Consider the following 25,264-nt stretch of genomic DNA (forward strand, 5'->3'; position numbering starts at 1 on the left):
GTTTATGAAATTTCTAAAAGGTTTATTTCATGTTCTAATCATCATCATATTGACTATAGTTACCCAAGTAGGTGGAGTTATTTGGATTATCGTCTTTGCATTTTTTAAATGGTGTAAACCAGAATGGAGCTTATGGAAAAGGCTATGTGTTTTCTGTGTTGTTTACATCTTTACTGTATTTACTATTATACCTACTGCAGCTAGTATCGATAATCGTAGAATGCTACCAGTATTTCATGAAACTATACAGCCACATAACCTAGGATACGTGTTTTTGTGCCGTAACTATGTAAAAGGTGATTTGTATAATGTTATAAAAGATGTATCTGCTGTCTATAAAGAATCACCATATCTAGGGACAAAATTGGTTTATTTAGATGCTGGGTTTCCTTTCATTGATGGTTTCCCATTATTACCTCATTTGAGTCATAATGATGGTAGGAAAGTAGATGTTGCATTTGTATATAATGAAGCCTCTGGAACTTCTTCTCATAATTCTCATCCATCTTTAATAGGTTATGGGATTTATGAAGGACCTCAGGGAAATGAAGTCAACCAAACCCAAATTTGTGAAGATGCAGGTTACTGGCAGTATGGATATGCTGGCGCTTTAGGAATAAATATTAATCATGAATTAGAACTCAATAAGAGAGAAACTAAACTACTCACTGAAAGAATTCAATCGCATCATAAAGTTGAAAAAGTTTTCATAGAGCCACATTTAATTACCAGATTGGGAATTAAGAATATCAACTTTAAATTGAGGTTTCACGGTTGTCATGCAGTAAGACATGATGACCATATTCATTTTCAAGTTGATCGGTAATTGATTTACCAACCTTTACTGCTTATAGAAGCTTCTAATTGATTTTCTATAGAATCTGGTAGTTGAGAGAAGAAATCAATACCGGTTTGTTTTTCTATTTCATCTACTGATGTAATATAATCATAGATAGGTTTGCTACTCGCTTGATGTGGCATTAAAAAGGCTAGTATTTTTCCATGACCACTTTCATTTTGCCTATAAATTATTTTGTAAAACGCAGCTGGTACTGTTACATTTTCTGTGCCTATTTCATCCATATTACCTTTAAAAATAGGTCCAGTTACTACATACAGTTCATCATATCGTTTTGCATAGTATCGTGTCTTTTGTTCTAATCGATTCCAAATACCGGCATTAAACTCATGTTCTTGTGGGCTAATGTTAGAGGTGAGAAAAGTTTCTTCATAGATTTTTTTACTTCCAGTTCTATCACCTGCTGGTACTAAATGACCTCTATCATATCCGCTTTTTTTATAATTACGCCAGTGTGCAGCACCAGTTTTTACCATATTATCAATTTCAAAATAAGGCCTTTTATAATCGTTATTAGTAATGTCACTTTCTCTTAAGATATGTGCAGTCCATTCTGCTTGTTCGTGTTTTTCATTATAAGAAAGGCTATAGGAATTATGGTGTATGATTTGATTATTTGAACTAGGTAAAAAATCTTTGCGAGATAAGGGCTTAAATCCATCTGCATCTTGTTCTCTTGTAGTTTGCTGGTCTTCTTGCTCAAGTATATGTTGAGAAGTTTCCTCATTGCGATGTGTCTCATAGAAATAGAAGCAAACGGCAATTACAATTAGAATTATAGCGTATAGTGATTTTTTCATATTAAGTGGTTTTTACATCTAGGGCATCTCTCAATGCATTTCCTAGTAGCATAAATGCCATTACTAATGTCATAATAGCTATACCAGGTACAAGTGCAAGATATGCTTTATCTAAAATGATGTATTGATAATGATCTTTTATCATACTACCCCAACTAGGCATAGGAGGCTGTGCACCTATTCCTAAAAAGCTCAAACCACTTTCTATAAGGATAGCAGCAGCAAAATTTGCAGCACTTATAACAATAATAGGTGCCATAATGTTAGGTAATATATGTCTTGTTATAATTCTATAGTGATTGAATCCTAATGCTTTTGCTGCGGTTACATATTGGTATTCTTTGGCAACGATCATTTGTCCACGCACAACTCTCGCCACTTCTACCCACATAGTAAGACCTACTGCAATAAAAACCGTAAAAAAACCTTTTTCTAATACTATACTTATGGCAATAACCATTAATAGGGTAGGAATGGACCAGGTGACATTAATTAACCACATGATTATGTTGTCCACCATTCCTCCAAAATATCCCGCAATAGCTCCTAAAGTTATACCTATTACTAAGGATATAAAAACAGCTATAAAACCTATAGAGATACTAATTCTAGAACCTATCATCATACGGCTTAATAAATCACGGCCGTATTTGTCAGTGCCTAGTAGGAATGTTTTATGCGAGGTATAGCTTTCGCGAAAGCGTGATAATTCTATCCCATCTGCTACAGCAAAGTTTGCATCTATAAAAGCTAGTTGTGCGCCATCAACATCATAGGGTCGGTAATAACATCTTCCGTTCTCAATTTTCAGCTCTGAGAAAGGTATTTCTTCTTGATTTAATTTACGGCCATTCCACCAGTCCCAAATACTAGATGGAAGATTTGCTACTGGTAATTCTAACATGTCTACTTCAAAACCTGGTGGTTGTGAATGTATAGATAGGTGCATCTGATTGGCATTTGCTGTGTTATCTGGTGCCATTACATAGGCAAATAATGCGATGCAGGTATAACAAGCTATAATGCTTAAACTCAAAACGCCCCAAAAATTCCGCTTGAATTTTTGGAGCGCTAGAGTCGATAATGATGCCGATTGATGTGACATTAATTTTTAATGGTAGATACTCCTGTGTTTTGAATATTAGAAACTTTCAAATCCTTAAGTACATTAATTGCTTCTGCAAGATACACATCTTGAGAAAGACTCTTGTGCCAGCGTTCACGCTTTTCTGCAAGTAAGCTATCTTTTGCAATTAGTTCTTTCTCATAATTCACATATTCAAATGATAAATCATTTTTATAATCTTCTAGCTTTTCAAATTTTTCAGTTTCTTTTTCTAGTCGATGTAATCGTTCTTTATAAGCTGTGTAATTCAAAGGTACAATATGCTCTTCACGCTGTTCACTCATCCATTTTGCGTTTTCATCGATAAGCTGGAATGTTTCATTTGAATTAATTCTAGCTTGAGATTTTGCTATGGTGCTATTAAAGTCGATATACTTATTGAATTTAGTATAAGTTGCTGCAGGTATCTCATCATAAGGTAATGGGAATTCTTCATCACGTTCACCTATTTCAATATAGCTGTATCGATCAGGTGTTACGATATCACTTTTCACACCTTCTAATTGCGTGCTTTTACCATTGATTCTATAAAATTTTTGAGTTGTTAGTTTAATGGCGCCTAGATCACCTAGATCACTATTGCGTACCCATCTATTAAGATCTTCAAAGTTCTGTACTGTTCCTTTTCCAAAAGTTTGTTTTGAACCTATTATTACAGCACGTTCATAATCCTGTAGGGCTGCTGCAAGTATTTCTGAGGCACTTGCAGATAATTCATTGACCATAATTACTAACGGGCCATCCCATATGATACTTGGGTCATCATCGCTATATGTTTGGGTGCGTTCGTTTTTAAGAGCTACTTGCACTACTGGTCCTTTTTCTATAAAAAGACCGGCCATTTCTATCACTTCTCTTAATGAACCACCACCATTATTACGTAGATCTAATACAAGGCCATCCATACCTTGCATTTTTAATCGTTCGATTTCTTTTTTAATATCATCTCCAGAGGCACGACCGTTTCTATTTTCCATGTCAAAATAAAACTTAGGCAGATTTATTAATCCGTAGTTAATACTTCCTTCTGGATCTTTTACAATTACTGATTTTGCAAATGTTTCTTCTATTTCTACTACATCTCTAGTAAGAGTTACGTCTTCAATGGTACCATCAACACGCTTGAGTGTTAGTCTCACTTTAGTTCCTTTAGGTCCTTTGATAAGGTCTACAGCATTACTTATGCGCATACCAACGATGCTTGTCGCTACGGTGTCATTTTCTTGTGCAACTTTTAAAATAATGTCTCCTACTTCTACATCTTGACTTCTCCATGCTGGCCCACCAGATATGATTTCTAAAACTTTGATGTAATCCATTTTCTTTTGTAGACGTGCACCTATACCTTCTAGTTTACCACTCATTGCTGTGTCAAATCGATCTTTGTTTTGAGGTGCAAAGTAACTGGTATGTGGATCAAAATATGCCATGACACTATTTAAGTATAAAGAGAAGTAATCGAGACGCTCGATATCTTTACTAAAGTCAAAGTTCTCTTCCATAGAGCGCTTTACTTCATCACGCACTTCTTTTTCAATTGCACTGGTAGATTTTCTTTCGCTTTCAGGCTTTTCTTCCTGCTCTTCCATCTTATCATAATAACTGCCCAGAGCGCTTAATTTTAAAAGCTTGCGCCAGTGATCTTTAAGTTCTTTAGAGTCTTTTGCATACGGGATTTTTTCATAATCAGTATCCATAACCTCTTCTTTATTAAAATCAAAAGGCTGCTTAATCACTTCTGTAAATAGCTTCTCTGCTTCTTTACGTCTTTGCTCTAATCTCTCATAAGTAAGTGTAAATAATTGAACTCTACTATCTCTAATTTCATCATCTAATAAAAACTCATAATTAGCAAATTCTTGATAATCTGATTCTAGAAAATATCTTTTTGCTGGATCTAAATCGTTGATGTAATTTTTAAAGACTTTTTGTGAAAAATCATCAGTAAGATCAGCTGGTGAGTAGTGATTGCGTTGTAAAACGTGTGAAATAAGATTGACTAAAAGCTCTTCTTTATCCTTGTCGCCTGGATCAATATCTTTAGTGAAACTGCAACTAGCGGTAGCTGCTAGTAAAACTAATATGGCAATTGCCACGTTATTTTTAATAAAATTCATAAGTCCATTCATTTGTCTATTCTAGTAATGTAAAAATCGTGCCACTTTACGATGCACAATGTATAACAAGAGATTGATTTGCTATCGCTAATTTACTTAATTTTAACCTCGATAAAAATTTCATGGAAAACATTAAAAAACCTCTTATCCTTGTTACTAATGATGATGGTATCACAGCACCAGGAATAAGAATGCTTATAGAAATTGCAAAAGAATTAGGTGAGGTAGTCGTAGTTGCTCCAGATAGTCCACAAAGCGCTATGGGACACGCAATAACAATTAATAATACTTTGCATGTAAAGGAGTTTATGGCACACAACCATGATCATAAAGAATATACGACTAGTGGTACGCCAGTAGATTGTGTGAAAATGGCTAGCCACGAGATACTAGATAGAAAACCTGATCTATGCCTTAGTGGTATAAATCATGGAAGTAATAGCGCTATAAATGTTATTTACAGTGGTACTATGAGTGCGGCGGTAGAAGCTGGTATAGAAGGAATACCAGCTATTGGTTTTTCACTATGCGACTATGACCACGATGCAGATTTTAACGCTGCTAGGCCGTATGTTAAAACCATAATTGAGAATGTGATTAAGAATGGAATGGCTCGCGGTGTCGTGTTTAATGTAAATATTCCTAAAGCAAAAAGAGAAGATATAAAAGGAGTAAAAATATGTCGCCAGGCAAATGCCTATTGGGTAGAAGAGTTTGATAAACGTACTAATCCATATGGTAAGGATTATTACTGGCTTACTGGCAAATTTGTGAATGATGATAAAGGAGAAGATACAGATGAATGGGCACTAGCACATAATTATATCTCTATTGTGCCTACTCAATATGACCTCACTGCACATCACTATATAAGCGAACTTAATACTTGGGATTTTGATAATTAAAATTATAAAAGGTTTTCTCTTAGGACTCACAGCAAATTTTATAGGAACCTACTTATATGTATATTTCTTTGCTCCATTTAGTTTTGAAACAATGATGGAAAGTGCCGTTGAAAAAGGCTTTATGGGCGGTCTTATAGGTCTAGGTGCGGTCTTAAATCTATTGCTGTTTTTCTTTTTCCTGACTACAAAAATTTATAAATTTAAAAAAGTAGCTCAGCCTTATGAAGCACGTGGCGTTTTAATGGCCACAATCCTGGCAGCTCTAGCAGTAATGTACTTTGAATTCTAGCATATGAAATACTATATTATTGTAGGTGAGGCTAGCGGCGATTTGCACGGTTCTAATCTTATGAAATCTTTACGGCAGCAAGATCCAGAAGCACAGTTTAGGTTTTGGGGTGGTGATCTCATGGAAGCCGTAGGTGGCGAGCAAGTTATGCATTATAAAGAACGTGCAATAATGGGCTTTACTGAAGTGATTAAAAAACTAGGGACAGCTCTTAAAAATATTAAATACTGTAAAGAAGATATTGTTCAATACCAGCCAGATGCGCTCATATTTATGGATTATTCTGGATTCAATCTACGTATTGCAAAATGGGCAAAACCTCAAGGCTTTAATACACATTACTATATAAGTCCACAAGTTTGGGCTTCTAGAGAAAGCCGTGTAAAAACTATTAAGGCAAATATCAATCATATGTATGTGATCCTGCCTTTTGTAAAAGATTTTTATGAGCAAAAGCACAACTATCCCGTCGACTTTGTAGGACATCCTATTATTGATGCCATTGATCAACATCAACAAGTTGATCATGTCGCATTTTTAAAAGAATATCAACTAGACGATAGACCTTTAATAGCACTTTTACCAGGTAGTCGCAAGCAAGAAATAAGTAAAATGTTAGGTGTTATGTTACAAATGGTAGATCAATATCCCGACTACCAGTTTTTAATTGCAGGGTCACCTGGTCAAGAGGCAAGTTTCTATAAGCCATTTTTAAAAAAGAATGTCACTTTAGTGATGAATCGTACTTACGACATTTTGAGCCTGTGCCATGCAGCGCTAGTCACGTCTGGAACAGCGACTCTAGAAACAGCACTATTTAAAGTGCCTCAAGTAGTCTGTTATAAAGGTAGTTCTATCTCATATCGTATCGCAAAATTAATTATCAAACTAGATTATATATCACTGGTCAATTTAATTATGGATAAAATGGTCGTTACTGAATTAATACAGACCGATTTTAACGCTACAAATCTTAAAAAGGAGCTTGATATGATTCTTAATCCTACACAACGCAATCGTATTTTTGCAGACTATTATGAATTAGAAAAGCGTCTAGGTGGAATAGGTGCTAGCGATAAAGTAGCTTCTTTAATTATTAAAAACTCACAGAAGTAGTATGATGTTGTTGTCCTCGCTTTCGCGAAAGCGTATTTTTAAATTCAACCTTAAAAGAATTTTCTTTTTTATCTTAACTAGTATACTGCTTTTAGGAAATTTATCCTGCAAAAGTTCTAAACCTAGAATAGTTACCACAAAAAAAGAGGCTGCAAAGCGCTATCCTGATAGAGTCTATACTCCATCTCGAGAGAGCAAAACAGAACCTGTAGGACAACCTATTGCTAGTAAAACGCCTTCTCGAGTAGATGAAGAAAAAACCGCACCAGTATTAAATGATGCTGTAGAAACCGCATTGAGTTATCAAGGTACTAGATATAAATATGGAGGAAGTACACGTAGTGGTATGGATTGCAGTGGTCTTATACATGTAAGTTTTAAAGAAGCCGGAAAATCTGTGCCACGCACAAGTTCTAGTTTATACAGTGCGGCAAGTACTATAGATTTTAATCAAGTTGAGAAGGGAGATTTATTATTTTTTGCTACAGGCAAGAACAAAACAAGAGTAAATCATGTAGGTCTAGTTGTAAAAACTACTCCTGCCGAAATTAGTTTTGTGCACTCTACTACCTCGCGTGGTGTAATCGTTTCTACAATGAATGAAGGCTACTGGCTTAACGCATATTTAAGCGCTGGTAGATTAGAGTAGGGCATTTCTTTATTTTCTGAAATTATTTTGTTAACTTCATCTAATGAAGTGGTTAGGATATCCTATTTATAGGTTACTGTTAGCATATATGATAGGATTGTTGATTGCGATGTATCTACAAATCACTATTGATACTACTATAATAATTCTATTCACATCATTTCTTATCTCATGTTTTTCTATATTTTTTAGTAGAAATAATTTCTTCTTTAAGATACTATTTAGCACCGCGGTAATGGTCTTTCTTATCGCCCTAGGAGCTATAAACGTGATAAGTAAAACGCCTTTTTATCAATCACAACATTTTTCAAATCATACTCTAGATGGTGAGAATCAAATTATAACTTTTCAATTAACAGATCAGTTAAACCCTAATGATTATAACGATCGATTTTATGCACATGTTAAATATGTAGATGGTATAAATGTCACGGGAAAAGCACTTATCTTATTTAAAAAGTCTGATAGTGTGAGGTACCAAATAGGTCATACTCTTACCGTTTATGATGATATAAGTGACGCTAGTGATGAACGCAATCCAGGTGATTTTAATTATAAGGAGTATCTCGCATTAATTGACGTTTATGGTCAGATCTATGTTGATGACGACCATATACTTAGTAAGTCTTTCAGTAAGAATGAATCTTGGATTATCAGGTTAAGAAAACAATTGATGGATTCTCTAGCGGCGTCAGGTCTTAAAGAAAAGCCATTAGGGATTATTCAAGCTTTAATATTAGGGCAGCGTAATAATGTGGAAGCATCGATCACTAAAAGTTTTAGAGATGCAGGTGTAATACATATACTAGCTTTAAGTGGTTTACATGTTGGTATTATCTTACTTATTTTACGCTGGCTTACGAACTGGTTAAAAGCCATAAAAAATGGTCGTTGGATTCAAAGTGTGGTTATTATCATCTTATTATGGGTATTTGCTCTTATCACGGGTATGTCACCATCTATTTTAAGAGCGGTAACTATGTTCTCTTTTATCGCTATAGGTATGAATGTAAATAGAAAAACTTCTATTTTTCATAGCTTAGCATTATCTGCGTTTTTACTATTATTAATTAATCCTAAATTACTATTTCATGTAGGTTTTCAATTGAGTTACACCGCAGTAATTGCTATTGTACTTATCCAGCCTATATTATACAATTTAATAAAGCCACGATGGAAGGTTATTGATTATTTCTGGCAAATAGGTACTGTTACAGTAGCTGCACAGATTGGTGTTGCTTCATTAAGTCTTTTCTATTTTCATCAGTTTCCTGGGCTGTTTCTCTTAGGTAATATGTTATTACTTCCTATTTTACCTATTATCATAGGGCTCTCTATATTACTATTATCATTTTTATTACTAGGTATTCCTTCTAGTTGGCTGGTTAAATCACTTAATTTTAGTTTGGAGTGGATTGTAATCATCATTGATGAAATCAGTTCACAAGAACAATTTATTGTAAAAGGAATCTATATTGATCTCGTTGAGCTTATTTTAATTTACGTATTTATGATAAGCAGTGCATTGTTTTTTTATCGTACGGTTAGAAGGAGTAGAAGAGAAAGAGTACTTATGAAACAACCTAGTTATAACTTACACATCGCTATTATCGCCACTATTTGCTTTATAAGTTTTCAATCTTTTAAAAAGATGAAATCAGAGAGATCTAGGTTAGTGGTAATGCATCAGGCATCAGGCAGTGTGATTAGCGTTAGTAACCGTGATGAGGCACTGCTACTCATAGATTTTCATACTATGGATTCAACAAGAAATGTAGCGGCATTAGAACGTATTAAATCGTCTACATTACATAGAAATAAAATTATCAAAATTGATTCATTAGGTAATAAAGTGAAATTTACCGATACAGAATTAACTATAATAGATGAATCTGGTGTCATGTTGGGAAGTACAAAACCAGCTATATTACTTTTGTCTCATTCGCCTCAGATTCATTTGGATAAAGTGATTACATCGCTAAATCCACAAATCATCATTGCAGATGGATCAAACTATCGCAACTATGTTTCTAGATGGAAAACAACTTGTAAAAAGCGAGGCGTTTCTTTTATAAGCACTTATGATGTAGGAGCCATTACTCTGAATCACCTTGAAGTTGATATTCAAAATTAGCTTGGTAATCTGACCACTTTTGACCGGTGTTGATGGATTTATAAGTTTCGTCAGCTAGCATTGTGATGTAAATCTCTAATTTTTTAGGTCCCATTTTACCTGGTACAGGATTAATAATACGTCCGGTTTCATCAAAGAAAACTAATGTAGGATATTCAAAAATGCGCATAAAACCAGCAAATTCATGTTGTGAACGTTCATTACGTTGTTTCATTGGGTTACTATAAGTAGCCCCTTTATAGTTAATCACTTCAGTACCTTCTGCGTCAAACTTTACAGGATAATAATTTTCATTAATAAAAGCGGCAATTTCAGGCTTGTTAAAAGCATATTTATCCATCCATTTACAGTTGGTACACCAAGGTGTATAGGCTTTTAGTAATATTTTTTTAGGCTCTTTCTTTTGAGCGGCAAGCGCTTCATCCATGGTCATCCAGTTCACTTGTGCAGTAGCAAATGAACTTACTAATAACATCATTACAAACATCCATTTCATAGGTATCCTTCTTTTGAAAATTCAAGGTAACAAAAAACGCACCGAAGAGGTGCGTTTTTTATAAAATATTAAGGGATTATCGATTATCTGATACCGTGCATCATTTTTACCAATAGTCTACTAAGTGCTAACATAATAAAACCAGCGGCAATAGGTATGATGGTAAATATCATAAAGAATGTAGCCATACCATAATCTTCAACAATAGGGTCAATATATCTACCTGTTAGTCCAGCTGCTGTATTTGCTATAAAGTTTGCAACAAACCATATACCGAACATTAACCCAACTAGTTTTCCTGGTGATAGTTTACTTACATAGGATAACCCTACAGGAGAAACACATAATTCACCTAGTGTATGGAATAAATATGCTAGTATTAAGAAAATCATGCTTACCGATGCCGTTTTTGCTCCTAGCGGAATTCCCATAGAACCAAATGCTAAAATTCCAAAACCAATACCTAGTAAAATTAATCCAATAGCAAACTTAACAGGTCCTGATGGGTTTAATTTACTTTCCCAAATTTTGGAAAATATAGGTGCAAATGCAATGATGAAGAAAGAGTTTAAAATTCCAAACCATGAAGCTGGTACCTCTGGAGCAGGATCTGTAAATTGTCTGTATAACATCCATATTACGATTGCCCAAATGATGACAAAACTTAAACCTAGTAATATGTTAGATAAAGCAAACTTTGTATATGTCTGTTTAAATAACATACCTAATACCCAAGTGATAATGATCATAGGTATCACCGTTAATAATGTATTAAAAATCTTAAAGATTAACGCACCATCACCTTCTAATACACGATCTGTATAGTCTGCAGCAAAAATAGTCATGGATCCACCTGCCTGTTCAAATGCCCACCAGAAAAATATGGTAAAGAATGCTAGTACACCAATAACAATTAGTCGATCTGATACAACTCTAGAGCTTTTAGCTTCTTCTATTGTATCTTCAATTGCGTCTTCAGTTTCTTCTAAGGCGTCTTCCATAGCATCATCAAAATCTTCAGCACCTTTAGGTGATAACCCTATTTTACCAAAAATTTCTTGAGCAAAATAGAATTGCAACATACCGACAAACATAAATATTCCAGCAAGTCCAAAACCATAATGCCATCCTACAGATTCACCTATGTATCCACAAAGTAATATACCTAGAAAAGCACCTGCATTAATACCCATATAGAATATTGTATATCCTGCATCTTTCTCTTTATCTTCTGTTTTATATAATTTACCTACCATAGAAGAGATGTTCGGCTTAAACATTCCATTACCTATAATCAATAGAACCAGACCCAAATAGAAAAATGTTCCTGTAAGTCCTTCAAGTGCCATAGAGGCATGACCTAAAGTCATTAATAAAGCTCCTATAACAACAGCTTTTCTATAACCTGTAATCTTATCTGCTATTAATCCACCGAAAATAGGAGTAACATAAACTAGACCTGTATAGAAAGCATATAAGGTTAATGCATCAGCTCTATCCCAGCCCCAACCTTCGTCAAAGACAGATGCAACTAAGAAAAGAACAAGCAATGCTCTCATTCCATAATAAGAGAATCGTTCCCACATTTCAGTAAAGAAAAGAACAAACAATCCTGATGGATGTCCTAGAACTGTTTTTTGGTTCGTTAGTGAACCACCAAATTTATATTCCATTTGATTATTAATTAAGATTAGTGTTATTAAAGGTTATTATGAATGAAGTTTGTCATCTTGTTAAATAAATGGATGCGTGTATTGCCTCCATAAATTCCATGGTTTTTATCAGGGTAAATCGCCCAATCAAATTGTTTGTTAGCCTGTACAAGAGCTTCAACCATACGCATGGTGTTTTGTACATGTACATTATCATCTGCACTACCGTGTATAAGTAAGTACTTACCTTTGAGCTTATCTACATGACTCATCGGGCTATTATTATCATATCCACTTGCATTTTCTTGCGGTGTCGTCATATAACGTTCTGTATATATGCTGTCATAAAATCTCCACGAAGTGACTGGTGCAACGGCAATCGCTGTACTAAAGGTGTCATTACCTTGTAGAATACAGTTAGAACTCATAAACCCACCATAAGACCAACCCCATATTCCTATTCGCGAACTATCGATATAATCCATAGCACCCATTTTTTTGGCCACTGCGATTTGATCTTCTACTTCATATTTACCCAATTCTTTTTGAGTCACTTTTTTAAAATCGGCTCCTTTGTAACCAGTACCACGTCCGTCTACACAAATGACTATATAACCATCATTTGCTAGCATGCTATGCCAGTAATCATTTGCGCCATACCAGCGATTAGCTACTTGCTGTGAACCTGGACCGCTGTATTGAAACATTAGTAGTGGATATTCCTTCTTAGGGTCAAAATCTGCTGGTTTCATGGTCCACATATTCAAGTCATTCCCATTTACATTAATGGTAGAAAACTCTTTTTGAGCAAACTTGTAATCTTTCAATTTATCTAATAAACCACTGTTATTTTGAATTTCTCTTACCTGGTTTCCTTTTTTAGAATCGTGTAAGGTATAAACCGGTGGAGTAGTAGCGCTAGAATAAGTGTTAATGAAGTAACTAAAATTACTACTGAAAGAAGCGCTGTTGGTTCCTATTCTATTAGACAATTTTGTCTTCTTTTTTCCTTTTAAAGAAATGGAATAGATGCCGCGGTTGATGCTTCCATCCTCTGTGCTTTGATAGAAAATACGTTTGTTTTTAGCATCATAGCCGTAGTAAGATGTCACATCCCAGTTACCACTGGTGATTTGTTTTTTCTCATTCCCATTTGCATCATAGTGGTAGATATGTCTCCAGTTGTCTTTTTCACTGGTCCATAAAAAACTACCATCTTCTAGGAATGTTAAATCATCTGTTACGTCTACATAAGCTTTGTCTTTCTCTGTAAAAGCTATACTAGCATTACCAGATGGGTCTACATAGTAAAAGTCAAGAACATCTTGATGTCTATTTAGTACTTGTGCTGCTAGTTTGCCATTTGGCGAGTAATTAATTCGCGCAATGTAAAACTCTTCATTACGATTCAAGTTGATTTCATTACGCTTTCGCGTAAGCAAGTCATACACATGCAACCCTACCACTGCGTTCTTTTCACCAGCTTTAGGGTATTTAAAAACATCTTGCTTTTGGTATAATGCATTACCATAAACATCCATAGAGAATTCTGGAACTTCACTCTCGTCAAAAGAGATAAAAGCTATTTGTTTACTATCAGGACTCCACTGATAAGCACGAACTATGGCAAATTCTTCTTCATAAACCCAATCGGAAACTCCATTAATAAGCTTATTAGTTTCACCATCAGTAGTTACTTGTGTAGTTGCGCCACTAGCTAAATCTTTATAATAAATATTATTTTCAAACACATAAGCTACTTTTTTACCATCTGGAGAAAGTGCTGCACTGCGTACTAATTCATCACTTACCAGCGTGAGTTCTTTAGTATTCATGTCATACACATGCACTTTATCATAAGAACTGTATCTAAAGATTTGCTCGCTTTGAGAAACGATAAGCATTTGTGATTCATCATCGCTTAAGGTGTATGAACGTATAGGTAATCTAAGGTCAGCACTACTTACTAGCGTCCCTGTTTTCTCGCCAGTGGCATAGCTGTACTTATCTATGGTTTGTGTACGGTCGCGATTATAATTGAGAACGATGTATTCTTTACCGTTATTTAAAGATTCTAGAGATTGTAAACCAGCGGTGCGAAACTCGCCTGTATAAATGTCCTCTACGGTAATGTTTTGCTGGGCAATTATCATTGAGCTCGTCAATAAAAATAGTGCTGCAAAAAGTGTTTTCTTAATCATGTAATTGCAAAATGGGTTAAAGTATCAAGTATACAGAAAAAATCGCAAAAATCCCGCCGATTATTGCATTATCGTTAAACAAGGATTAGCGCTTGTAATTGTATCTTTGTCTCTTAAATTTTTTTCAATGGATGCACCCGTAATCGGTTTTTCAAAACTCTCTAAAACAGAAAAAGTTAACTGGCTAGTAGATACTTATTTTGATGGTAATACAGTAGTCCATAATACCATAACACGTTACTGGAATCAAGATCAAAAATTACAAGATTTACATGATGGTTTTAGTGAAAACACGATTACTAACTATTATTTCCCCTTTGGATTAGCGCCTAATTTTCTTATTGACGATAAATTAGTCACTATTCCTATGGCAATTGAGGAAAGCTCGGTTGTTGCAGCGGCAAGCAAAGCGGCTAAGTTTTGGCTAGATCGAGGTGGTTTTAAAACTACTATAAAATCTACTATAAAATCGGGTCAGGTACACATCATGTATAGTGGATTACATGGTGAGATGGATGCGTTTTACGCTTTCGCGAAAGCAGACTTACTACAATCTATCGAGTCAATAAATGCCAGTATGAAAAAACGTGGAGGTGGATTGCTAGACATAAAATTAGTTAATAAGACCGATGTGCTATCTGGTTATTATCAACTGCATGCTACCTTTGAGACGAAGGATGCGATGGGTGCTAATTTTATCAATACCACGCTCGAGCAACTAGCAAATACATTAAGAGAAAAAGCTAAAGAGTTTCAAGGTTTTTCATTGGGAAAGCCTGAAGTGATTATGAGTATATTGAGTAATTATGTGCCAGAATGTGTTGTGAACGTATCCGTTTCTTGTAAAATTGATGAATTAGGAACTATAAATGGAGTGAGCGGTGCCGATTTTGCTCGTAAATTTACTCGTGCAGTAGATATTGCAACCGTAGAACCTTATCGTGCGGTGACGCATAACAAAGGAATTATGAACGGTATAGACGCTGTAGTGATTGCGACCGGTAACGATTTTAGAGCCATTGAGGCTGGAGTACATGCTTATGCGGCTAGAGATGGACAGTATAGGAGTTTAACTAGAGCAAGAGTAGAAAACGATGTCTTTACTTTTGAAGCAGATTTTCCACTAGCGTTAGGGACAGTAGGTGGATTAACATCGTTACATCCACTTTCTAAATTAGCCTTGCAAATTTTAGAAAACCCTAGTGCTCAAGATTTAATGAGAGTAACAGCTGTCTGTGGACTAGCACAGAATTTTGCCGCATTACATTCACTAGTAACTACAGGAATACAAGCAGGACACATGAAAATGCATCTAGTGAATATGCTAGAACAAATAGGAGCAAACGATGATGAAAAGTTACTACTTAAAAAAGCTTTTCAAGATAAAACACCTAGTTTTTCTGGATTAAGAGAATCACTAGCAGATTTGCGTAGAAAATAAATCATTTATGGTTAATGCTAAAGTACTTGCTGATCGTGTGAGAGAAGTTTTTCTCAATGGGACTTGGATAGCTAATACTAATTATAAAGACCAGTTAGTTGATCTAGACTGGCATGTTGCAATTGCTGAATTGCATTCATTTAATACTATAGCCGTACTTGCTCAACATATTCACTATTATGTCGCAGGTGTTAATAATGTATTTGCAAACGGTAAGTTAGAAATTAGTGATGTGTATAGTTTTGATTTTCCTGAAATCAAATCACAACAAGATTGGGATCTTTTTTTAAATAGGTTCTGGCAGGATTGTGAGTATCTAGCCTTGTATGTCGAGCAATTATCTAATGAGGAACTTAAAAAGGATTTTGTAGATCCTAAGTATGGTGATTTTTATAGAAATATCGATGCTATTATTGAGCATAGTTACTATCACTTGGGCCAAATAGTTTTAATTAAAAAAGCGCTAATCGATTAATAAGTATAAATAGTATTGAACTTTAAAGAAAACACAACGCACAAATAAAAACAATTGAATAAAGAAGTCATCAAAAAGAAATATAGCGCTCATGGTAAATTCCTTATCACAGGTGAATATGTCGTGCTCGATAACGTGTCTGCGCTAGCGATGCCTTTAAAGTTAAATCAGTATCTTAATATTAATTCTAGAAATGATGGTCAGTTCGCTTGGAAAAGCTATGACCATGATGGTAGTTTGTGGTTTGAGGCTACACTTGATTTAAATGTTTTGAAAAATCAAGACACTTTTAAATCTGATAATGCGGTTACAGTTAAACTTGTTGAGGTTTTAAGAAAAGCAATAGAGTTGCATCCTCAAGCGCTGGATAAAATCGCTGATGGATTCAATGCAATCACGACATTAGATTTTAATCGAAAATACGGTATGGGAACTAGTTCTACATTAATTTCCCTTATAGCGCAATGGCTAGAATGTGATCCATATGCTTTACAGTTTGAATGTTTTGGTGGTAGTGGATATGATATAGCTTGTGCCACCGAAAATAGTAGACTTATTTATAATTATAATAACGGGCAACCAATTGTTGAACCATTTGATTGGAATCCCGCTATAATGAAATCTATTTTCTTTGTGTATCTCAACAGAAAACAAAATAGCAGAGACTCTATAGCACGTTTTGATAGTTCATTACTAACCGATGAATTAAGGAAGGAATTGGATGAGATGCCACAAAGATTTAAGGATGCCTCTAATAATCTAGCTCACTTTAATGAGGTCGTCAATAGACACGAAGCTATCATTTCTAGTTTAATAGGATTAGAGCCAGTAAAGCAAAAGCTTTTTCCAGATTATACACAAGCCATAAAAAGTTTAGGTGGTTGGGGTGGCGATTTTATCATGTGTACTGGTGGAGTAGAGGAACGCGATTACTTTAAAGTAAAGGGTTATGATGTTGTGCTGGAATGGGATGAGGTCGTGAACTGAAATTGAACTTGAATTCGAATTCAAAAATCGAAACAAAAAAAAGCCACTCAAAGAGCGGCTTTTTTTAATTTGCTGTAATCTGCTTTCTAGTAAAAGGTAGATCTATTATCTGTAATCTCTATAGACTTCTTAAGAGCCTCTACTAACTTAGATGTCGCTTGGTTTGCAGTACGATTAGCAACCTCATTAGCATCTGCTTTATAGCTTCCTAGATCTGGTGCGTTTTCAATTGCCGTTACTTTAACAACAAAAACACCTTTTTCACCAGCAATAGGTTTTGAAGTTTCTCCTTCAGCAAGACCAAATGCTGTACCTACTACTTTAGGTTCTTCACCTACACCAGGTATCGTTGGGTTTTTGCGATTAACAGCAGTAGCTGCTCTAGCATTTAAACCTTGTGCCGATGCGATGTCATTAACTTCGGTAGCTGTAATCTGATCCATGATCATTTTTGCTTTCTTCTTATTACGCAGTATAGGAGTCACAGTTGCACTTGCTTCTTCAGCAGACATTAGTCCTGCTTCAGCTTTTCTAGTTAATTGTACGATTACATAACCTTCAGGAGTTTCAAAACGCTCTGTGTCGCCTATGTCTGTTCCTTCTTTAAATGCCCATTGTACAATAGAGCGATTTCTTTGCAAACCTGGTAAGTTCTCATCCATTGCTTTTAAATTCTTTACAGGTTTAACGTCTAAAGAGAATTCTTTTGCAACTTCAGTAAAATCTTTATCAGCCGCGCCTTGTTGGAATTTTTGAGCATTAGTAAATAGTTGCTTTCCAGTTGCTTTAGAAGCATCAACTTTCTTTGCAATGGTTGCTATTTTAACAGCCTCAGTCGGTGTCTTAGCGTCTTGAATATAAATAATGTGATAACCAAAAGAACTTTCCGAAATTCCTATAGAGCCTTTATCATTTTCAAATAGGAACTTAGTAAATCCAGGAGCAAAGTTTCTAGCGTTACCAGAGTAAACTACCCAGCCTATGTCTTCACCTTTAGCTACTTCAGTATTCTCTTTGAAGTAGTCCCATTTAGTATTGAATTTACCACTGCTTTGTCCTATTGTAGCAAAAATACTATCAGCTACTTTCTTAGCATCTTCTTTTGTTCTTGTAGATGCAGAACGCGTTGCACCAGCATAGGCTACAAGAATGTGCTTAGTTTGTACACTATCCATGATGGTTTTCTTGTCTTCAAGACGTGAAATCTTCATATATGCGCCATCCTCATATGGTCCATATGTCGCTCCTTCTTCAAGTGCAGCGATTGCTTTAGCTGTCGCTGGTAACTTAGATGTTAATAAGTAAGAGCCGTCATAAGGCACATCTGATTGAGAATTTACAAACGTTTCAACGTCTTCTACAGTGTTAAGACCTTGGTAAGTCTCAGTTCTATTAGTGTTTTCACTAAACTCTTGATAAGAACTTAAAAGTTTAGTCATGTCAGCTTTCATTGCTGCTTTATCAGCTTCTGAAGCTTTGTCTTCAAAGACAACGTATTGAATATCGCGTTGCGCATCAGACTTAAATTTTGATTCGTTATTAGCGATATAAGATGATATCTCAGATTTTGAAATTTCAACCTCAGTGTCTGCGATGCTCGTGTATGGTATGTTAACAAATGTAAAACTGCGATTATCATTTGCAAGACGATATTCCATTTCTCCTGCTGCTTGCGTACCTATAATACCAGATTTCAACAAGTTGAAAAATTGTGTCTGTTTTGCTTGATCTGCTGCATTTTCAACATCTTGTAACCATAACTGGTAACGTTCTGGTTGATTGTTTTTTAGATCAGCAACAAATGTGTTCATTTTGATTTCAGAGAACTGTCCATTTTCATCTAAGAAAATAGGAGCGTTAGCATACATGCTTTTTACTTGATTTTTTACAGCCTCGTCTGATACTTCAATACCAGCTTCTTCAATTTGCATGTTTAAAACCGCATCTCTAATCTCTGCATCCCAAACGCTGTTTACCGCTTGAACAGTCGATGTTCCTGCACCACGTTGTTGCATAGTCGCCTCAACTCTACGTCCAAAAGCTTCTCTGTCTATTTCTGTATTACCTACAGAACCTAGAGAAGATGCCTTTGCAGCGCCGTTAGAGGTGAGCAAACCTTGAATGATAAATGCAAATAATGCAAGTGCGATTACTAGAATAAGGATTAATCCTTGTGATCTGATTTTACCTAATATGGCCATCTTAAATGGGTTTAATTTTAAAGTGTCGGCGAAAATAGTGTTTTCCCTCTAATAATTAAAGCTTAAAGTGTGCTTTATAGCAGTAAGTTGGGTGATAAATTCGCTTTCGCGGAAGCTGATTAAAAAGCTCTCGACTACTACTACTGTTATTCTTTATCGAGTATTTCTAGTCCTACTAGGTCAATCTTGTTATTAGAAGTCTCGAGAATGGTGAATTTATAATGTTCAATTGTTACAATATCACCTTCCATAGGAATACCTTCAGTCTCAAAAACGATCAGACCACCTAGAGTTTCATATTGTTCATTTTCAGGTAGGTCTAGTTTGTAATTCTCATTGATGGTGTCCACTTCAAGTCTAGCGCTGAATTTAAATTCTGTATCACTTATCTGTGTGTCAATTAAGGTGTCAGAATCATGTTCGTCTTCTATCTCGCCAAAAAGCTCTTCTACAATATCTTCAACAGTTATAAGTCCAGAGGTACCACCGTATTCATCAAGTACAATAGCAATGCTCTTACGTCTTTTCATAAGAAGGTTAAGAACATCTTTTGCGAGCATGGTTTCTGGCACATTGATAACACTGCGTACAATACTATTTAAATCTTCTGGAGATTTAAATAAATCAAAACTATGTACATAGCCTGTTATGTCATCAATAGTTTCTTGATGAATTAAAATCTTTGAAAGTCCGGTACTTACAAATTTTTTATTGAGCTCTTTAATATCTATACCTTGTTGGACAGATATCATCTCTGTACGTGGCACCATTACCTCGCGCGCTTTCACAGCCGAAAAATCGAGAGCGTTTTGAAATATTTGAATTTCAGTATCTACTTCATCTTGTTCTTGAGCACTTTCCATTTGCTCGGTGATATAGTTTCCTAGTTCAATTTTTGAAAATGAAAGCTGTATGTGATCTCCATTAGATTTAAAAAATATACGTAAGAAAAAGTCTGATATCTTTATACAAATCCATGAAATGGGTGTGAATAATAAGTAGAATATATAAGCCGGTAGTGCAAAGAATTTTAGTAATTCATTTGAATAAATCTGGAAAAATACTTTAGGTAAAAACTCTGCTGTTAGTAGAATTACTAGGGTTGAAATTATAGTTTGTACTACTAATTGCAAACTTTCAGTAAGTTCTAGATGTGGTATAATAAGTTCTTCAGTGACCAGATCTCCCATATACATTCCATAGACTACTAGCGCAATGCTATTGCCTATAAGCATAGATATAATGAACTTTGATGGTTGCGCCGTAAGATTGCGCAATACACGACCTATGAAGTCCTCTTGGCGTTTTTCTAACTCAATGTGTATCTTATTAGAAGATACATATGCTATTTCCATGCCTGAGAAAAAGGCGCTTAGGACTAGCATGGTGAATATAATCAGTACCGCTGTAAGCATTATTTTGAATCGCCGTTATTGTTGCGATTATCAAATTTACTGATATATCTTCTTCTAAAGAAAAACATGAATAAGACTAATGCCGCCATAGCCCATAATATGTATGCCATATTAGGGTTTTCTTCAAGTTCATAAAATCCACGAACTAAAAAGAATCCCGCAAAAATGAGATAAGCGTACTGAAAGTATTTGAAAAATTTTGTCATTTTTTTAAAGGTGTTCGGTAAAATTGATCGTTGTTATCTCTAACTGTTATTTTGTTGTACTCTTCATCTGCATCAAGCATAGTGCCTGACGTTGATGCTTTTTTAAGTTGAGTAGAAAATGACTGGTCTGTAAAAATCCACTTTGCAGTTTGATCCCAGTAAAGCTGCTCTCCATTGAATGTATTTCCATCATGATTGATGATAGTAACATTTCCTTTTAAATCTACTAAATCTGATTCACTGTACATGATAGCATAATTTGCAGTGATGTTAGTTTCTAAAATGCTATCATTTTTATGTTCATAAACCACGACGTGTATACCGTCAGGAAACTCTGTATATGGATAGATGTCATTAGAAAAATCTAACATGGTTTTACCAGACATCTTAACTTTAATTAAGCCACTATCAGTATGTTTAAGAAGCATTTCTTTAACTTCTCCCATAGGCTCATTTGATGCGATTTGCATTTTTTGAATAGCCTTAAGGTTATCATCACAAGATAAAACACAAATCACGGCCATAGCCGTGATTGTCAATTTTAATATGTGAATGAATTGTTTCATAATTAAGGTATTCTTACAGAATCTCCAACCCAACAGTTAAATCTTATCGTGTCACCTGAGTTGTAAGCTTTCTCCATGAAAATCTCAGATTTTTGAGGAGCTCTTCCTCTGTAACTTGCAGCAGTTTTTGCAGCAGTGGACTTAAGACTTGCATCTATACTACCTGCTTTGTCAGCATATCGTGCGGCTAACCAGTTTACCGCTCTTTTCTCAAATGGTGTAGCACCACAGCTATTAGCACTACTTGCTACTAAATTAGCGATTTTTAAGAATGGTAATCCGAAAGATGGTTTAGCAGCATTTGACGCAAGGTATTCTTTCTTGGCATTACCATATTGACCTTTGTCTTTATATAATTCAGCTTTCTTATAGTGAATTTTAGATTTTGTGTCATTATCTGCTCCTAATTCGATCGCTTGATCCCAATACTGGAATTTTTCTGATTGAGTAGTTGCAATGTTTCCTAAACCATAAGCAGTTTTCCAGCTAGGCTTTAAAACATGTAATGCTTTTACAGACCTTACATATAATGGTGCGTCTGTACAATCTTTACTTTGTAATCTTCTTAATACATTACCTAACCATTTTTCGTCACTTTGCTTAGAGTCAAAATCTTGTTCATATAATGGGATTAGTTTATCACAATCTGCAAGTTGACCCAATGTACCGTTAACACTTTTGTTTACGATATTATAGTTTTTCAAGTTTTTTTCTTGATTAACTATTGTTTTCTCTTCTTGCTCTGTTAGAGAGCCTTCAGTCTCTTTTTTATCTAGTAATTCTTGAATAACTCTAGAACGCTCATCCTGCACCTCATCTAACCTTTGAGTTAAAGCATCATAAGTATCAAAAAGCTTTTGAAGATCGATTTTATTAGCTTTATATTCTTTTTCAGCTAATTTGAAATAGGTGATCATTCCATTAGGGTCTGTAAAGTTTTCAGGGTCTTTAGTAAAGACATCTTCTAACATTAAGTATTGATTAGACTGGTCGCCTATACTATACTTATACATCTTACTAGCCATCTCAATAGTTTTCTTGCTAGTATTAACTTTATCGTCAAATTTTGTGATTTGAGCGTTAAGCATATCAATTAAGCCTTGTGCATTTGTTGCTTCATCACCTATTTTTTTTCTTAAACGGTGTTCATAGATGATTTCACCGTATTGATAAATAGCCGCACTAGCATCAGGGCATTTAGATACTAAATCTCCTAGTTGCTTATATGCTTCGTCATAATTTTTAGCTTTTGCATTTTCTGCAAATATGCTAAGCATTACGTTACAGTCTCCTGCTTCTTGCGCTTTCGCGAAAGCGATACTGATAACAGCAATAAAAGTTAAAAATGTAGTTTTGAGGTTCATAATACTTAATTTATCGTTCTTAATTATATTTTCTTTTCTGGAACCACCTGTCGTTTAAAGATAATCCTAGAGAAATGCTAAAGAAGTCTTCTTTAACTAATCCGTTTGATGTAGTTCCTCGTTGACCGTATTCAAATCCAATGTTTGCATTTGAAAAGGCTCTTGTTTGCCCTACTGGAATACCTATTCCAAAAGATATGCCAAACTCAGTTATGTCCTCGCCATTAAGTTGTAGTCCTGTTTCTTCAAACCGTAAACCTGCGCGGTAAGTTGCTCTTTTCCAGTAGCTAGAGATGCTGTTGTAGTCTGGGATATAATATCCTCCTAGTTTATATGAGGCGGCATCAGTAAAAGTTGCTGTGGCTGGGGCAAATGATCTGTTTGTAGTGGTGCTAGTTCCTTGAAGGGTATATTCTGCTGCGGCAAACCATTTTAGTCGTTCTCCTATACCGAAACCTAATGAGAATTCTGATGGCAATTTAAATTTTTCTCGTGGCACATCAAATTCTTCAGAATTTATGATAACCTCTGATGAAGGACCAGAAAGTGTAATTGTAGATAGAATTCTATTATTGTCACCAGTAATATTACTTTCTGGTGAGTAGGTTGCGCTTGCTTGGAATTCGTATTTTTCACTAAGTTTTCCGTTGTAGTGTAGTCCAAAGTTGTAAGATACACCACTGAAATCAGTTTCATTAACTTCATTAGTACCGTATTGGACATCTGCAAGAACGACACTTGAAGAATTAATTTCTTCTCCAAAGTTATATCTCAATTCTCCACCTATATTAAATCCTTCAAAAGGTTGGTAACCGATTCCAAAGTATGCTCGATTTAAACTTCCTTCACCGTTAAAATTAGTATAGGTATCTTCAGTTAATGTGCCTAGCTCATATCCTACAGATTGAAAAGGTACAAGTCCAAATCCAAATGCGGCTTTTTTACTTACGGGTACACCTATGCTTATATACTCTATAGTAGTATTATCATAGGTTTCACTTGCCGTGTTGGTTTCTGCCCATGTTTCTGTATGTACTGCACCAACAGTATAGGTAGTTAGTCTTAAATTACCGTAAGAGGCTGGATTTCTTAAATTAACATGAATACTATCACTGTATGTTCGGATTCCTCCCATACTGCGGTTTTCAATGGTGCCTTTAAATGTTTGCTGGCCTAATCCGAAAAAGGAGTAAGGAGACGAAGTACGCTGTTGTGCCATTCCTGTAAAGCAAGTCAATGCCACTAAAACGATTAAAATACTTCTGATCATAAGTCTTTATTAAATTGATATAAATAATAGATGCCGTCTAGCATCAAAAAAGGCGTGGCAAAGAAACGGCTTTTTAGTTGAGTTGACAATAGTTGTGTGTCTCCACCGGTCATAAAAACCTTAATGTTTTTGTTTTTTTTTCGGTACTGTTTGATACAACCTTTAATTTCTTGTGTTAAACCATTAATGACACCACTATGAATACTATCTGCGGTTGAATTACCTATAAAGTTTTCTATAGTTTGTGCAGTTAATAACGGAAGGTTTGCAGTAAAATTATGAAGTGATTCATAACGTAATCTTAAACCTGGAGAAATTGCGCCGCCGTGATAGTTCAAATCGGTATCTACATAGTCATAGGTAACGCAGGTACCTGCATCGATTATTAGGCAGCATTCATCTTTTTTAATTTTAGAAATGGCTCCAGCCACTAATGCTATTCTATCATTACCTAAAGTTGTCGATTGGTACAGGTTTTTGAAGGGTAATTTAATGTTATTCTCAATCTTAAAAACACTCACTAATTGTTCTAATTGTTTAATTAAATCGAGATTGATACGACCTACCTGACATAGAGCGGCGTTTTTAATTTGTGGAAATCGAGTAATGATACTTTTACATTCTTTAATGAAGTCTATCTCAATTGTTCTATGGTGAGAAATGACTTTATAGTTATCAACTGCAGCGATTTTGATCGAGGTGTTACCTATGTCTATAACTAATATCATATGGAGTAAGGTGGTGTGAAATACTGGATTCGAACCAGTGACCTTTACGATGTCAACGTAATGCTCTAAACCAACTGAGCTAATCCCACTTTAATAACTGTAAATATAAACTGACTTTGTAAAAATAAAGTTATAGAAAACAAAAAAGGCTGCCTAAAATAGACAGCCTTTTGTGGTACCTCCAGAACTACAATTTTACATTCCAATTCTGACCAATACTCTTCAAACCCTTTCAAAACAAACTGTTATAAAAGGTATTAGAACTGT

The 25,264-nt window shown here is 35.1% G+C and carries 22 protein-coding genes and 1 tRNA gene; 9 read left to right on the forward strand and 14 right to left on the reverse strand.

The window, feature by feature from the left end; translation table 11 throughout:
* Positions 1-4: 4 nt before the first annotated feature.
* Entirely contained in the window at positions 5-826 is an 822-nt protein-coding gene (locus tag BST92_RS08090; RefSeq protein WP_105070995.1) for a hypothetical protein, read from the forward strand.
* A gap of 5 nt (positions 827-831) precedes the next feature.
* Here BST92_RS08090 and BST92_RS08095 read toward each other — a convergent pair whose 3' ends face one another.
* The 3 genes from BST92_RS08095 to BST92_RS08105 are packed head-to-tail and all read right to left on the reverse strand — an operon-like array spanning position 832 to position 4,902.
* The gene (locus BST92_RS08095) at positions 832-1,659 is read right to left on the reverse strand and encodes a DNA/RNA non-specific endonuclease (protein WP_105070996.1); all 828 of its coding nucleotides are present in this window, start codon (positions 1,657-1,659) and stop codon (positions 832-834) included.
* A 1-nt stretch (position 1,660) separates the two neighbouring features.
* Entirely contained in the window at positions 1,661-2,764 is a 1,104-nt protein-coding gene (locus BST92_RS08100; RefSeq protein ID WP_105070997.1) for an ABC transporter permease, read from the reverse strand.
* A complete protein-coding gene (locus tag BST92_RS08105) occupies positions 2,764-4,902 on the reverse strand; it encodes a carboxy terminal-processing peptidase (protein ID WP_105072227.1) in 2,139 nt (712 codons plus the stop codon). The genes BST92_RS08100 and BST92_RS08105 overlap by 1 nt, the downstream gene beginning before the upstream one ends.
* 122 nt (positions 4,903-5,024) lie before the next feature.
* Here BST92_RS08105 and surE point away from each other — a divergent pair, with 122 nt between their 5' ends.
* Genes surE through BST92_RS08130 form a run of 5 tightly spaced genes read left to right on the forward strand, consistent with a single transcriptional unit; the run spans position 5,025 to position 9,995 of the window.
* A complete protein-coding gene (surE, locus tag BST92_RS08110) occupies positions 5,025-5,807 on the forward strand; it encodes a 5'/3'-nucleotidase SurE (RefSeq protein ID WP_105070998.1) in 783 nt (260 codons plus the stop codon).
* Positions 5,797-6,096: a hypothetical protein gene (locus tag BST92_RS08115; RefSeq protein ID WP_105070999.1), complete on the forward strand. Its 300-nt coding sequence runs from the start codon at positions 5,797-5,799 to the stop codon at positions 6,094-6,096. Before surE ends, BST92_RS08115 begins: the two co-directional genes overlap by 11 nt.
* A 3-nt stretch (positions 6,097-6,099) precedes the next feature.
* A complete protein-coding gene (gene lpxB, locus BST92_RS08120; RefSeq protein ID WP_105071000.1) occupies positions 6,100-7,212 on the forward strand; it encodes a lipid-A-disaccharide synthase in 1,113 nt (370 codons plus the stop codon).
* Position 7,213: 1 nt separating this feature from the next.
* Positions 7,214-7,861 carry a C40 family peptidase gene (locus tag BST92_RS08125; protein ID WP_105071001.1) on the forward strand — a complete coding sequence of 216 codons (648 nt, stop codon included), beginning with the start codon at positions 7,214-7,216 and terminating at the stop codon, positions 7,859-7,861.
* A gap of 43 nt (positions 7,862-7,904) precedes the next feature.
* Positions 7,905-9,995, forward strand: coding sequence for a ComEC/Rec2 family competence protein (locus tag BST92_RS08130; protein ID WP_105071002.1), 2,091 nt, complete (start codon positions 7,905-7,907; stop codon positions 9,993-9,995).
* On the opposite strand, the gene BST92_RS08135 is transcribed toward BST92_RS08130, so the two are convergent.
* From BST92_RS08135 to BST92_RS08145, 3 genes are all read right to left on the reverse strand, one after another.
* Positions 9,958-10,491 (reverse strand): thioredoxin family protein, encoded by a 534-nt coding sequence (locus BST92_RS08135; RefSeq protein ID WP_105071003.1) that lies wholly within the window; start codon positions 10,489-10,491, stop codon positions 9,958-9,960. The genes BST92_RS08130 and BST92_RS08135 overlap by 38 nt on opposite strands.
* 83 nt (positions 10,492-10,574) lie before the next feature.
* A complete protein-coding gene (locus BST92_RS08140) occupies positions 10,575-12,164 on the reverse strand; it encodes a peptide MFS transporter (protein ID WP_105071004.1) in 1,590 nt (529 codons plus the stop codon).
* A gap of 26 nt (positions 12,165-12,190) precedes the next feature.
* Positions 12,191-14,344 (reverse strand): S9 family peptidase, encoded by a 2,154-nt coding sequence (locus BST92_RS08145; protein ID WP_105071005.1) that lies wholly within the window; start codon positions 14,342-14,344, stop codon positions 12,191-12,193.
* 127 nt (positions 14,345-14,471) lie between these two features.
* Between BST92_RS08145 and BST92_RS08150 the strand changes: the two genes are divergently transcribed.
* From BST92_RS08150 to BST92_RS08160, 3 genes are read left to right on the forward strand one after another with little or no spacing between them, the layout of a single operon-like run.
* Positions 14,472-15,785 (forward strand): hydroxymethylglutaryl-CoA reductase, degradative, encoded by a 1,314-nt coding sequence (locus BST92_RS08150; RefSeq protein ID WP_170061723.1) that lies wholly within the window; start codon positions 14,472-14,474, stop codon positions 15,783-15,785.
* A 7-nt stretch (positions 15,786-15,792) separates the two neighbouring features.
* Positions 15,793-16,260 (forward strand): DUF1572 domain-containing protein, encoded by a 468-nt coding sequence (locus BST92_RS08155; protein ID WP_105071007.1) that lies wholly within the window; start codon positions 15,793-15,795, stop codon positions 16,258-16,260.
* 54 nt (positions 16,261-16,314) lie between these two features.
* On the forward strand, positions 16,315-17,247 hold the full coding sequence (locus BST92_RS08160; RefSeq protein WP_105071008.1) for a GYDIA family GHMP kinase: 933 nt from the start codon (positions 16,315-16,317) through the stop codon (positions 17,245-17,247).
* Between the two features lie 86 nt (positions 17,248-17,333).
* Here the strand turns inward: BST92_RS08160 and BST92_RS08165 are convergent, their stop codons facing one another.
* The 8 genes from BST92_RS08165 to BST92_RS08200 form a co-directional block, all read right to left on the reverse strand.
* Positions 17,334-19,448 (reverse strand): peptidylprolyl isomerase, encoded by a 2,115-nt coding sequence (locus BST92_RS08165; protein WP_105071009.1) that lies wholly within the window; start codon positions 19,446-19,448, stop codon positions 17,334-17,336.
* Between the two features lie 146 nt (positions 19,449-19,594).
* On the reverse strand, positions 19,595-20,863 hold the full coding sequence (locus BST92_RS08170; RefSeq protein WP_105071010.1) for a hemolysin family protein: 1,269 nt from the start codon (positions 20,861-20,863) through the stop codon (positions 19,595-19,597).
* Complete coding sequence (locus tag BST92_RS08175) at positions 20,863-21,069, reverse strand: hypothetical protein (protein ID WP_105071011.1); 207 nt, start codon at positions 21,067-21,069, stop codon at positions 20,863-20,865. The genes BST92_RS08170 and BST92_RS08175 overlap by 1 nt, the downstream gene beginning before the upstream one ends.
* A complete protein-coding gene (gene lptC, locus BST92_RS08180) occupies positions 21,066-21,635 on the reverse strand; it encodes an LPS export ABC transporter periplasmic protein LptC (protein ID WP_105071012.1) in 570 nt (189 codons plus the stop codon). The genes BST92_RS08175 and lptC overlap by 4 nt, the downstream gene beginning before the upstream one ends.
* 2 nt (positions 21,636-21,637) lie before the next feature.
* Entirely contained in the window at positions 21,638-22,999 is a 1,362-nt protein-coding gene (locus tag BST92_RS08185) for a hypothetical protein (protein WP_105071013.1), read from the reverse strand.
* Between the two features lie 19 nt (positions 23,000-23,018).
* A complete protein-coding gene (gene bamG, locus BST92_RS08190) occupies positions 23,019-24,269 on the reverse strand; it encodes a BamG family beta-barrel-assembly machinery protein (protein ID WP_105071014.1) in 1,251 nt (416 codons plus the stop codon).
* Positions 24,266-24,997 carry a type III pantothenate kinase gene (locus BST92_RS08195; protein ID WP_105071015.1) on the reverse strand — a complete coding sequence of 244 codons (732 nt, stop codon included), beginning with the start codon at positions 24,995-24,997 and terminating at the stop codon, positions 24,266-24,268. The genes bamG and BST92_RS08195 overlap by 4 nt, the downstream gene beginning before the upstream one ends.
* An 11-nt stretch (positions 24,998-25,008) precedes the next feature.
* A tRNA-Val gene (locus tag BST92_RS08200) sits at positions 25,009-25,086 on the reverse strand.
* Between the last annotated feature and the right edge of the window lie 178 nt (positions 25,087-25,264).

It is taken from the genome of Nonlabens arenilitoris, assembly GCF_002954765.1.
GTDB classification, from domain to species: Bacteria; Bacteroidota; Bacteroidia; order Flavobacteriales; family Flavobacteriaceae; genus Nonlabens; species Nonlabens arenilitoris.

What these genes read in the sequence shown, in the direction of transcription:
- BST92_RS08175 (WP_105071011.1), bottom strand. Translation starts at nt 21,069, where the DNA reads ATGACAAAATTTTTCAAATACTTTCAGTACGCTTATCTCATTTTTGCG.
- BST92_RS08105 (WP_105072227.1), bottom strand. Translation starts at nt 4,902, where the DNA reads ATGAATTTTATTAAAAATAACGTGGCAATTGCCATATTAGTTTTACTA.
- lptC (WP_105071012.1), bottom strand. Translation starts at nt 21,635, where the DNA reads ATGAAACAATTCATTCACATATTAAAATTGACAATCACGGCTATGGCC.
- BST92_RS08150 (WP_170061723.1), top strand. Translation starts at nt 14,472, where the DNA reads ATGGATGCACCCGTAATCGGTTTTTCAAAACTCTCTAAAACAGAAAAA.
- lpxB (WP_105071000.1), top strand. Translation starts at nt 6,100, where the DNA reads ATGAAATACTATATTATTGTAGGTGAGGCTAGCGGCGATTTGCACGGT.
- BST92_RS08165 (WP_105071009.1), bottom strand. Translation starts at nt 19,448, where the DNA reads ATGGCCATATTAGGTAAAATCAGATCACAAGGATTAATCCTTATTCTA.
- BST92_RS08100 (WP_105070997.1), bottom strand. Translation starts at nt 2,764, where the DNA reads ATGTCACATCAATCGGCATCATTATCGACTCTAGCGCTCCAAAAATTC.
- BST92_RS08130 (WP_105071002.1), top strand. Translation starts at nt 7,905, where the DNA reads ATGAAGTGGTTAGGATATCCTATTTATAGGTTACTGTTAGCATATATG.
- BST92_RS08095 (WP_105070996.1), bottom strand. Translation starts at nt 1,659, where the DNA reads ATGAAAAAATCACTATACGCTATAATTCTAATTGTAATTGCCGTTTGC.
- BST92_RS08170 (WP_105071010.1), bottom strand. Translation starts at nt 20,863, where the DNA reads ATGCTTACAGCGGTACTGATTATATTCACCATGCTAGTCCTAAGCGCC.
- BST92_RS08135 (WP_105071003.1), bottom strand. Translation starts at nt 10,491, where the DNA reads ATGAAATGGATGTTTGTAATGATGTTATTAGTAAGTTCATTTGCTACT.
- BST92_RS08145 (WP_105071005.1), bottom strand. Translation starts at nt 14,344, where the DNA reads ATGATTAAGAAAACACTTTTTGCAGCACTATTTTTATTGACGAGCTCA.
- bamG (WP_105071014.1), bottom strand. Translation starts at nt 24,269, where the DNA reads ATGATCAGAAGTATTTTAATCGTTTTAGTGGCATTGACTTGCTTTACA.
- BST92_RS08155 (WP_105071007.1), top strand. Translation starts at nt 15,793, where the DNA reads ATGGTTAATGCTAAAGTACTTGCTGATCGTGTGAGAGAAGTTTTTCTC.
- BST92_RS08195 (WP_105071015.1), bottom strand. Translation starts at nt 24,997, where the DNA reads ATGATATTAGTTATAGACATAGGTAACACCTCGATCAAAATCGCTGCA.
- BST92_RS08185 (WP_105071013.1), bottom strand. Translation starts at nt 22,999, where the DNA reads ATGAACCTCAAAACTACATTTTTAACTTTTATTGCTGTTATCAGTATC.
- BST92_RS08090 (WP_105070995.1), top strand. Translation starts at nt 5, where the DNA reads ATGAAATTTCTAAAAGGTTTATTTCATGTTCTAATCATCATCATATTG.
- surE (WP_105070998.1), top strand. Translation starts at nt 5,025, where the DNA reads ATGGAAAACATTAAAAAACCTCTTATCCTTGTTACTAATGATGATGGT.
- BST92_RS08140 (WP_105071004.1), bottom strand. Translation starts at nt 12,164, where the DNA reads ATGGAATATAAATTTGGTGGTTCACTAACGAACCAAAAAACAGTTCTA.
- BST92_RS08125 (WP_105071001.1), top strand. Translation starts at nt 7,214, where the DNA reads ATGATGTTGTTGTCCTCGCTTTCGCGAAAGCGTATTTTTAAATTCAAC.